The sequence below is a fragment of the Mangrovimonas xylaniphaga genome, assembly GCF_001280435.1.
Taxonomy (GTDB): domain Bacteria; phylum Bacteroidota; class Bacteroidia; order Flavobacteriales; family Flavobacteriaceae; genus Mangrovimonas_A; species Mangrovimonas_A xylaniphaga.
In genome coordinates this window covers 243,593-253,233 of record NZ_LBIP01000017.1, presented here as the reverse complement: position 1 = coordinate 253,233, position 9,641 = coordinate 243,593, and the positions used below count along the sequence as shown (strand labels likewise).

Annotated in this window: 7 protein-coding genes; all 7 read right to left on the bottom strand. The window is 38.9% G+C overall.

The features are described from left to right. Positions 1–959: 959 nt before the first annotated feature. A complete protein-coding gene (locus ZA06_RS11060) occupies positions 960–2,360 on the bottom strand; it encodes a sugar transferase (RefSeq protein WP_053977527.1) in 1,401 nt (466 codons plus the stop codon). 56 nt (positions 2,361–2,416) lie between these two features. Further along, entirely contained in the window at positions 2,417–3,430 is a 1,014-nt protein-coding gene (locus tag ZA06_RS11055) for a glycosyltransferase family 4 protein (protein ID WP_053977526.1), read from the bottom strand. Beyond that, on the bottom strand, positions 3,381–4,745 hold the full coding sequence (locus ZA06_RS11050) for an O-antigen ligase family protein (RefSeq protein WP_240472244.1): 1,365 nt from the start codon (positions 4,743–4,745) through the stop codon (positions 3,381–3,383). The genes ZA06_RS11055 and ZA06_RS11050 overlap by 50 nt, the downstream gene beginning before the upstream one ends. A gap of 67 nt (positions 4,746–4,812) precedes the next feature. Beyond that, positions 4,813–5,616, bottom strand: a complete 804-nt coding sequence (locus ZA06_RS11045; protein WP_053977525.1) for a transglutaminase-like domain-containing protein — start codon at positions 5,614–5,616, stop codon at positions 4,813–4,815. A gap of 117 nt (positions 5,617–5,733) precedes the next feature. After that, a complete protein-coding gene (locus ZA06_RS11040) occupies positions 5,734–6,894 on the bottom strand; it encodes a glycosyltransferase (protein ID WP_053977524.1) in 1,161 nt (386 codons plus the stop codon). Between the two features lie 165 nt (positions 6,895–7,059). After that, complete coding sequence (locus ZA06_RS11035) at positions 7,060–8,136, bottom strand: glycosyltransferase family 4 protein (RefSeq protein WP_053977523.1); 1,077 nt, start codon at positions 8,134–8,136, stop codon at positions 7,060–7,062. A 203-nt stretch (positions 8,137–8,339) separates the two neighbouring features. Beyond that, on the bottom strand, positions 8,340–9,596 hold the full coding sequence (locus ZA06_RS11030) for a glycosyltransferase family 2 protein (RefSeq protein WP_240472243.1): 1,257 nt from the start codon (positions 9,594–9,596) through the stop codon (positions 8,340–8,342). Positions 9,597–9,641 lie beyond the last annotated feature (45 nt).

Here is a 9,641-nt window from a genome sequence, read left to right as displayed (position 1 = left end):
TTCGCAGCACTCGCTGTTTTTGCGGCTGCAAATATACCGCCTTTTTGGATATCTGCAAGCCTTTTTTGCGGTTTTTGGAAAATATTTTGAAACAAGGAATTTACAGGGCTGGAATTGAAGCGTTTGGCTTTGGAATTATTTTATGGCTTATAGGAAATAGGGGGTTGAGCTTTCCTTATATGCATATTCATGCTACTATTATATATAGGGTATACCACAGGAATAAATTCAAAATATCCATTTGTCATATATATAAAGGATATCCTAAACAAAAAAGACATACCTCAAGGCATGCCTTTTACTCAATATATAAATCCAAACCAGCTATGAAAACAAGTTCCTCATCGAAAGTGAACCAATATAGGTAAAGTAAGTCCACTATGTCACCCTGAGCAAGCCTGTCCCGAGCATCACCGAAGAATCCAAGAGAACCACCCACCAATTCTTAAGTCTTACTTCATGGTCCTATTATCATGTCACCCTGAGCTTGTCTAAGAGCTCACTACTCAGTACACACTACTCTGAGCAAGCCAGACTTAAGCATCTCCAAAGGATCTAAGAAATCAGTACCTCCAAAAACAAGAAAGCCCTTCCGAACACTAATCAACCTCTATAAAATGAATACCGGAAAGGCTTTTTTTGAAGATACTGCTATTAACTGATACTAAGGTAGACATAAAAAACGCTCAAACAAGATATCATACACTTAGTTATACACATGGTTTTCAACAACTTACAAATAAGTTTATAAACACCTTATACACCTACTTATCAACAAATCACGATTTACCTTACAACAAATAGGTCACAAACAGTAAAATACCTACAAATCCCATTGCTATTGCGCAAATAATCATACCGAGCAAACCTGTTCTAAGCTTGTTGAAGTTGAAGCGTTTAAGGGTCAAGGAACTCACTATCATTATTCCCCAACTATCCTGAGCTTGCTGAAGGCCTCACTACTGCCCTCTGTAATACACAATGGTACTCAAGGTTTTTAAAATGATATTGAAATCTAAGAAGAAACTACGGTGTTTAATATAATATAAATCATATTGCAACTTGATCAAACTATCGTCGATAGTAGCCCCATAGCGGTAATTAATCTGCGCCCAACCTGTGAGTCCCGGCCTAATCACATGTCGTGTTTCATAAAAAGGAATAACCTGAGACAGCTCATTCACAAAATAAGGACGCTCTGGACGGGGACCAATAATACTCATGTCTCCCTTCAATACGTTAAAAAACTGAGGAATCTCATCTATACGCGACCGTCTTAAAAACCGTCCAAACCGTGTAATACGAGCGTCATTTTTATCAGCCCATTTCACACCACAATGTCGTTCAGCATCTACCACCATACTTCGCAATTTCACAATATGGAAGAGAACTCCATTTTTTCCTACCCGTTCTTGCTTATAAAATAACGGACCGCGATTCCCTAAAGCATTCCCTAACAGAACAAATGGCAAAAAGCAAACGCCTATCAATAGTCCACAAAAGGCAAATACCAAATCAAAACTGCGATGAAAAAAGAGATACAGGGCATTTTGATTGCTTCGGCTAAATGGAAAATACTTATAAAAATCTTTACCTATAAATTGAATGGGTACCCTATGGGTCACCTCTTCATACACCTGGGTATATTCTCGTATGGTAAATCCTCGTTCCAAAAGCATCATCAAATCATGATAAATCTCAGGCATAATGGTTTCCGCATTAAAGCTAGCCACTAAAACCTCCGACACCCGCTCCTCAATAATCACGGGAATCAAATCTTCTGGGCGATATTCCTTTAATCCTTTAAACCTCACGGGATCATCTTGCTCTGCTTCACAATTGATAAACCCGATAATGCGATAATTAGGATCAGAATCCTTCAGGGGGCGGACAATATTTTCCATATTAGAAATTTCCCCTACCAACAGCACTTTCTTATTAAATCTGGGAGAGGACACAAAAGTGGTATAAGCCACACGCCATAAAAAAATGCCCACAATCAAGGCAATATAAAAATAAACAATCTGAAGACGCTTTTCCGGAAGAAAAGGCGTAAAGAAAGGGGTTAACAGATAAAACAAAACCACTGTGGAAGCAGTCAATACCACATTACGGAAGGTCGTATCCAATTTACTTGACTTATGCAGGTCGTAAATCTCAAACACCGTTCCAAATACCATAATGTACAGTCCCAACACCGCCAAAGGCACTGTATGTTCTTGATCGATGGTTAGGTACCTAAATCCAAAGCCATATTCCAACACACAGAGTCCTAACAGGACCATACCCAAATCCATTAAACGCAGCAATACCTTACGTTCTGAAATCTCAAAATGTATATCCTTGGTTGGCCCTCCCATGTGTTAGTTGGAATTTTGCCGTAAATATATAAAGATATTTAACAGAAAAGCAGGTCTTACGGATGTAATACGGCATTCCATCGTTGTTTGACCAGTTCCCAGTCAAATTCTGCTACTACAGACCGGGCATTATGAGTCAAATGCTCTCGAAGTTCTCTATTCCCATAGACCCTTTCTATAGCGGTAACCATAGGATCTACATTTCTGGGTGGAACCAACAGACCGTTCTCTCCATCAGCAATCAAATAAGGCATCCCCCCTACATTAGTACTCACCACAGGTATCCCCAAAGCCATAGCTTCAATCACACTCACTGGAGTATTGTCAAAATTGGTTGTATTGATAAAAATATTATACTCCTTGGCTAATTTAATCCATTCAACCTTGCTTAGCTTCCCAGTAAAACGAACGGAAACATCTAAATCCGCTGCTAAGGTGCTTACGTCTTCCAAGCTCCCATCACTATCGGGTCCCACCATACAAAGAGAAGCATCATAACCCTTTTGTTTTAAGGCATAAACAACCTTAACCGCCAATTGGGGGTTGTAAATTTTTGAAAAAGAGCGAACCCACAAAAGATTTATACTTTCATAATTACGGCTGCTTAATGGATAATTTGCTAATCGAATACTATTAGGAATGTGAACCACATTCGCATACCCGAATTTCGAAAAGCTCTCCTTCAAATACAGAGATGGAGCCACATTGTGTTTGGCATGCTGAAAAATCATAGCCGATAATTTCGGAGAATCTTTCAAACGCAAAGGCAAATTCCCTCCATGCAAAATAGGGATATAAGGTAATTTTAATACTCTACATAACTGACTCACCCCAAAGGCATAATAAAAATTCTGAGTACTATAGGTATCTATCAACACTATGGACACCTGTTTACGACGCCAAAACACCTGACGCAACATATCAAAAAAACGAAATACTTTCAACGATTTTGAAGAAGCATAATATACCTGATAGCCTTCATTTACAAAGGCTGGTCCTAAGATTTGTATGGCCGATATATTAGCGTTCGAGCGCTGTAAGTTGTTGCCTATATAAAGGACGTTGATCATGGGTAACGTGTAATAATGCTAAAGCATAAATAAAAGCCGGCATGGCTATCCGCATAGACATATGGTTAATGGTAAGAAACCAAAATGCCAAAAATGCGAAAAAGTAATAGTTTTGTCTATTGGTAAAGCGCACATCCAAGGGCTTAAACAACAATATCAATAAAATAATAACTCCTAAAATACCATGCTCTGCTAAGGTACGACTAAATTCACTATGCGATGTTACCCCCTGCCCCTCTATCTCGTAGCGCATATCCTTGGCACGACTGGAACCTATCCCTAAAAAAGGTTGTGATACAAACCCTTCCAATTCATCCATCAACAACTCCCCCCTACCTGTCGTCAAATCCTCCTTTTCTCGGCCCAGGTGATCTTTATTTTCATACCTTAAATTAAGGAGTCCCCTAGTTTGTTGCACCCCAATCACCCAAGTCACACTCAAACTAAAACCAAGAAATAAAAGAACCAAAAAAATCTCATGCTTTTTTCTATAGGAAGCTTTCAAATAATAAAACATTAAAAATACAAGAAGAGACAAAATAGCGGCAATAACCCCCCCCCTGCTCATCGTAGTCACTGCCCTAAAGGAAATCAAGCATAAAATACCCCCATTCAAAAGTTTCAAACCCAAAGATGGCGATTTGGTAAACAATCTAATGGCCATCACAAACATCCCCAGTCCTAAAATTGCGGATACCTGATTGGCTCCAAAACCTCCTGCGGCCGCTCTACTAGATGCAGTACTTGTCAACACATCTTGTAAATTGGGCACATATAAATAGATATAAGCGGTATGAGCTATAATGGGCAATACCATAAATAGTAAAATTTGGTTCATCTGTCCAAAACTTACCTGCCGCTTATAACAAAACAAAGCCGCCAATCCCAAACATATAGGCCCACTCAACACAAAGGCAATATTGGTTCTAAAATTTGCATCAAAACTTAGAGTTGTAGATGCCACAAATATTGAGGGAATTAAAAACATGATATAGATAAAGTATGGATATGCCTTCCCTGACATCCCCCTATAAAAAATTCCCATCATCACAAAAACAATCACCAAATACTTCCCTGCCTCATAAGAAATGGAACCATGGGTAGCTCTTAAGAAAACCTCGGCCCCTACAAAATAGGCACATGCCTTTAAAACCTCAAAAGATTTCAAATGGTGGGGCACAGTAATAATTCGAAACATAAAATATCCCGTAATCACTACAAAATACAATTTTGCCAAGGACTCATTAAAATACACCAACACCCCTATAGCTACATGCAAGATTATGGCGATGAGATAGGTAATATTGGTTTTCACTTGATAAAAAATAGTATAGATAGAATGAGTATGCTAAAATAACATTAAATTCTCAACCTTATAATATTTATAAAAATATACGTTTATAATCATCCATTGGAAACCGGTAATGATAACTTTTCTGTAACATAAAAACAGTAAAATGCAAGATAAATACGGGTACAAAAGGGCGAGCAACCTTTAAAAAGGTATCATAGGTTTTATTACTGTAATTACAGATCAAAAAGGGGACATTGCGAGCATCCAAATAATTATTATACAAATTATCGACATCGACCTCCCCGCCCTCTAAAAAAGATTTAAAAACAAGTTCCTCTTGTCCACGTAAATGATAGACATCTAAAACAGATAAAGGGGTTCCATAGGCATCATAAAAAATAAATCCCCACGAGGGATCAATCAACACCCACTTCCCAAATTCTTTACAATACACTTCATTAAACGAATGTCCTCCATAATCCTTATCAAAAGGAGCTCTAGTTACTCCCCATTCCCGCACTTGCAAATCATTCAACACACAAAAATTATTAAAAATCTGGGTCATATCGCTACAAACCCCTCCTTTACCCTCCAACATAAGCTTCAATGCATGCTCTGAGGCCTCACTCAAACCAGGGCCTCCTTTAATATGGGCGTTCAACCAAACACTGATAGCCTTAACCCTATCCAAATCATCGCCTGGTTTCCCATCTTTAAAAATTCTCGTATTGACCTCCTCAAAATAAAAGGGCATATCTTCACGAGGATTCACCTCATTATAATCATAGCCAGCAATATCCTCGATACTTGAATTTTTGGATAGCAGTCTAAACCTGGCTTTGTATAAAGCAGGATGCCGTTTAAAAGTCCATAAAAGCTTTTTAAAAACCATGAAGAGTATAGCGCTTTTTTTGTTTTAAGGAATCTAAAATAAGTTTTTTTTTCAGACCTCACTTAAGAATCATAAAGATATCACAAAAGCCAATGAAAATAGATATTTTCAAGACTCCTATTTCATCCAATCTCCAATTGAATCATGCTTCGAAACTTCAAGAACTTCTTTCAAACGAGTATTGTAGTGATGATAGCTAAACCGTTCAATCCTCTCCCGTGTAAAAATCACCATCTTTTGATAGTCCTCATTTGTAAGACATATCAGATTCCGAATACCAACTGCCACCCCTTCCGCATCCAGAGACTCTAACAAAAAGCCATTCTGCCCATGCATCACATATTGGCTAATAGCAGATACATCCGATACAATGGGAAGGCAGCCGTAATTCATGGCCTCAGCAACAACCTTAGGAAATCCTTCCGATGCTGAAGGCAACACGATAGCATGCGAGCTTTGATATATCGCATGCACATCAGCCCTCGACAAATGCCCATAAAACTTAATAGGAAGGTCACTCTCTTTAGCTTTCACCTCATAAAAACCTTGTTGTTTCCCAATCCCAACAACATGAATACTTGCAATATGGGATTGCTCGTTCTCATTCAACAAACAAAAAGCTTCCAACAACAATGAAATACCCTTCTCAGCCTCCAAACGTCCAACAAAACAAAAATGCAGCCCATCAGAAGTTTTGCTTCTCAATTTTGTTACCTGCTCCCCTTCCTCAATCTCCTCTTTTGTTAAACAAGGGTTCTCAAAAGTCAAACAGTGTTTGGCTTGCTCAGGCCATTGCCCATTAATCGTCACCTTTCGGTCTTGATGCTCTAAAAGCCATTTTTGAAAAGCATAGGCAATAGGTGCTCTGTTTGGATGCCAGTTACCGGCATATTTAAACCAACCGGGCTTTGAAACAAACCACATCAAATAAGGAATCACAAAAACTCCAATCCCCGTGGGAGCTCGAAATTGAAAAACATCGCTACGCCTTAAAGCTTTAGAAACAGTTCGCAACACCTTGGGACCTTCCTTTAAAACAGCTAATTTATCTATAAAACCAGGACCTCCAACTGCAGAAATAGGCTGAAAACGTATACGGTCCGACACATAAGGTAGAGCATTTGCAGGAGCATCCCCTGAATGCAACATAGCAACATGTATAATCTCGTCAAATACAGACAATAAGTGATTGATTTCGGTAACTGTAGAACCTAGCCCTACAAGTACACCATCTTCCCTGATATAATGTTCCGTATGTGAGATAATTGCCAATTTCAAAATTCACTAGAATATATTAATGATATATAAATTATTATGTTTGAGGCCTACTCTCTCAAAGACTATTTTACTGATAGTTCGTTTTCCTTTACTATCCAACAACAAATATCCCCTCTTATTTTTCATTATTGACCATACGATTAAATCCTAAAAATTTTCGATTTCCTACTCACTACTTATCACAGCGTCATAAGTTTTTATAATATGTCTCCAATCGTGTACCTCTGCCCATTGTTTGGCATTTTCCGAAAACTGATCATAATGATCTAGTATAAACGTTAACGCTGCTTTAAATCCCCTTACATCATCTAAAGTAACCAATAAGCCGGATCTTCCATCGTCTATAGCATCTTCAATACCACAACCTTTTGACCCAATTGCTGGTTTGCTCATAGCATTGGCTTCCAAAATGGCAATACCATATCCCTCAACATCTCCGATAACACTTTCTTTACTTAACATCACAAAAACATCCGTCGCTACTAAAGCACCACGGAGTCCCTCATCATTCAAAGCTCCGTGAAAAGTAACATGGTCGGCAACTCCTAATCGCTGGGCCTCTTCCTTAAAGGCCTTTGCCTCGGTTGGAATCCCTATACAATGATAGTGTAATTCCGGAAAACTTTGAATGAGCTCTGGTAACAGTCCAATTACCTGCAACTGTCCTTTCCTTGAACTCACACGGCCTACTGTAGTTAATATAGGGCTCCCCTTCAAAAATAACTCTGTCTGCGGAGGCCTCCATTGCGATAAAGCAATCCCATTTGGAATGACTTCTATATTTCCATGAAAAGAAGTCACCAATCCCTTAGTATAATTAGATACAGCTATAAGCCTATCAAAACGTTTTAAAGCGAGCTGTACAGAACGTCTTAAAAGAAAAGTTTTAAAATTAACCTCACTGCCGTGAACAATGGCGATATATTTACGTTTAAAAAACAGCGTACACAAAGCTACACTCCAGAGTGAAAATTTACCCGTTGCAAATACCACCTCTGTTTGCTTCACATACCGGAACAGTAATTGTAAGCGTTTAACGTACATAGACCAACGAAACTGTCGCAATGCTGCGCGTTTTATAAAAAATGCCTGCCCAGCATCAAACAAATGTTCTTCTTCAGCATCTAAAGCTCGTTGATCGGTAATCACAATAACCTGATACCCTAACTCTTCCAAATGCTTTGCTAAATTATAGGCATGGTTACCAATTCCTCCAGGCAAAGGAGGAAATTCCGAAGTCATAATAAGAATGGAGGTTGTTGCCAAAGCACTTTAAATGATTGGTTCAAAATAAACACTTAATACCTCAGGGCACAAGTATTTCTTAAATTTCTTCTCACTGTAATTCTAAACAACTATTTTATTCAGTCTTATATGATATCACTTTTCGCATAGCTCTAATAGTGTCCATCTCTCTTTTCATTCTAATTCTTAGCAAAAACTAACTACTCACTTTTCAATCTCCCAATAATCGGCCCTTCTTTAAGTTTTTGGGACGATAAACGCCATGAACGCCATACTTGATAACAGACCAATGGCAACAAAAGAATACTAACAAAAAACCCTACCACCAATAATAGTTTATGTTGTTTAAACTGATAAGGAAAAACAGACAAAGGCACCGTGCGCAATATTGCCAATCGAGCCATTTTATTACCGTAATAGCGTCTAAAATAATACAGCACACTGGGGATAGGCCTAGGAGCAAAAAAATTGGTAGGCCTAAAGGCATCCCAACTGCCCATCTCCCGTAAGCCTCCAACCCCTGCCTTAACGTCAACACAACTGGCAAAAGGATTTGAAACACTTCTCACTCCACTTAAATACACCCTACAGCCAAACTCACCATCCCCCATACGCTGCTTTTCAAATTGCCGATCAAATAGCCCTACTTCTTTAAAAACCTTTCGATACAACACGGCATTTCCGGTTGCAAACTGACTGGACACCGCAAAAAAGGACCTATCCTGAGGAATCTGTTGGCCTTCCGGATGAAACACTCCTGCAGACACCTCCGCATTAAAAAAATCCAAACAGCGTAAATGGCTCTCCAACCAATCGGGAGCCACCCTTACATCATCTTCCGACAAAGCAATCAATGAGCCTTTAGCTCTTTGTATAGCCGTATTACGAGCCAACCACAAGGCCTTTTCCTTTTGTCGTACTAATTGAATATCCAATTGATATTGGGAATAAAAGTCCGCTTGAAAAGCATCAGATTGATCCACTATAATGACTTCAAAATGAGGATAGGTCTGCTGTTCCAAATCTCTCAAAATAGCATCCAAATACTCATAACGGTTCAAAGTAGGAATCACCACACTAACAAAAGGTAATTTCGCAATCAACTCAGAACTAACACTGCTCCATTCAGAATAAACTAATGGAGAATAGGATACTCTGGAAACAGATTGTGTCCCAAACCATGCCTTAAGCTCCATCAAGGGATTTTTAAAAGAAAATAAGCGCAATACGAGTACATACAACACCCAAGCCGAATGAAAATACTTGCGAATAAACCGATATTCATCAGTAACAGCTAATTCCTGAAACTCGGCATAGGCTTTTGCATTGCCTATATAGCCCCGTTGAATAGCCTGCCACGACAAATCATAGGCCTGCGCCAGCTTAGAAGAATACCCTGTATCCAAATCCAATTGCTCTATGACATCCTTGGGCAACTCATCTGATATTGGAAACATGAAGTGACCATTACTCCTTAAAAGACGAAAATAATGTGTAGACTG

Excerpts from the sequence above, each read along its gene's own strand:
- ZA06_RS11060 (WP_053977527.1), bottom strand. The coding sequence starts at position 2,360 with ATGGGAGGGCCAACCAAGGATATACATTTTGAGATTTCAGAACGTAAG.
- ZA06_RS11055 (WP_053977526.1), bottom strand. The coding sequence starts at position 3,430 with ATGATCAACGTCCTTTATATAGGCAACAACTTACAGCGCTCGAACGCT.
- ZA06_RS11045 (WP_053977525.1), bottom strand. The coding sequence starts at position 5,616 with ATGGTTTTTAAAAAGCTTTTATGGACTTTTAAACGGCATCCTGCTTTA.
- ZA06_RS11035 (WP_053977523.1), bottom strand. The coding sequence starts at position 8,136 with ATGACTTCGGAATTTCCTCCTTTGCCTGGAGGAATTGGTAACCATGCC.
- ZA06_RS11030 (WP_240472243.1), bottom strand. The coding sequence starts at position 9,596 with ATGTTTCCAATATCAGATGAGTTGCCCAAGGATGTCATAGAGCAATTG.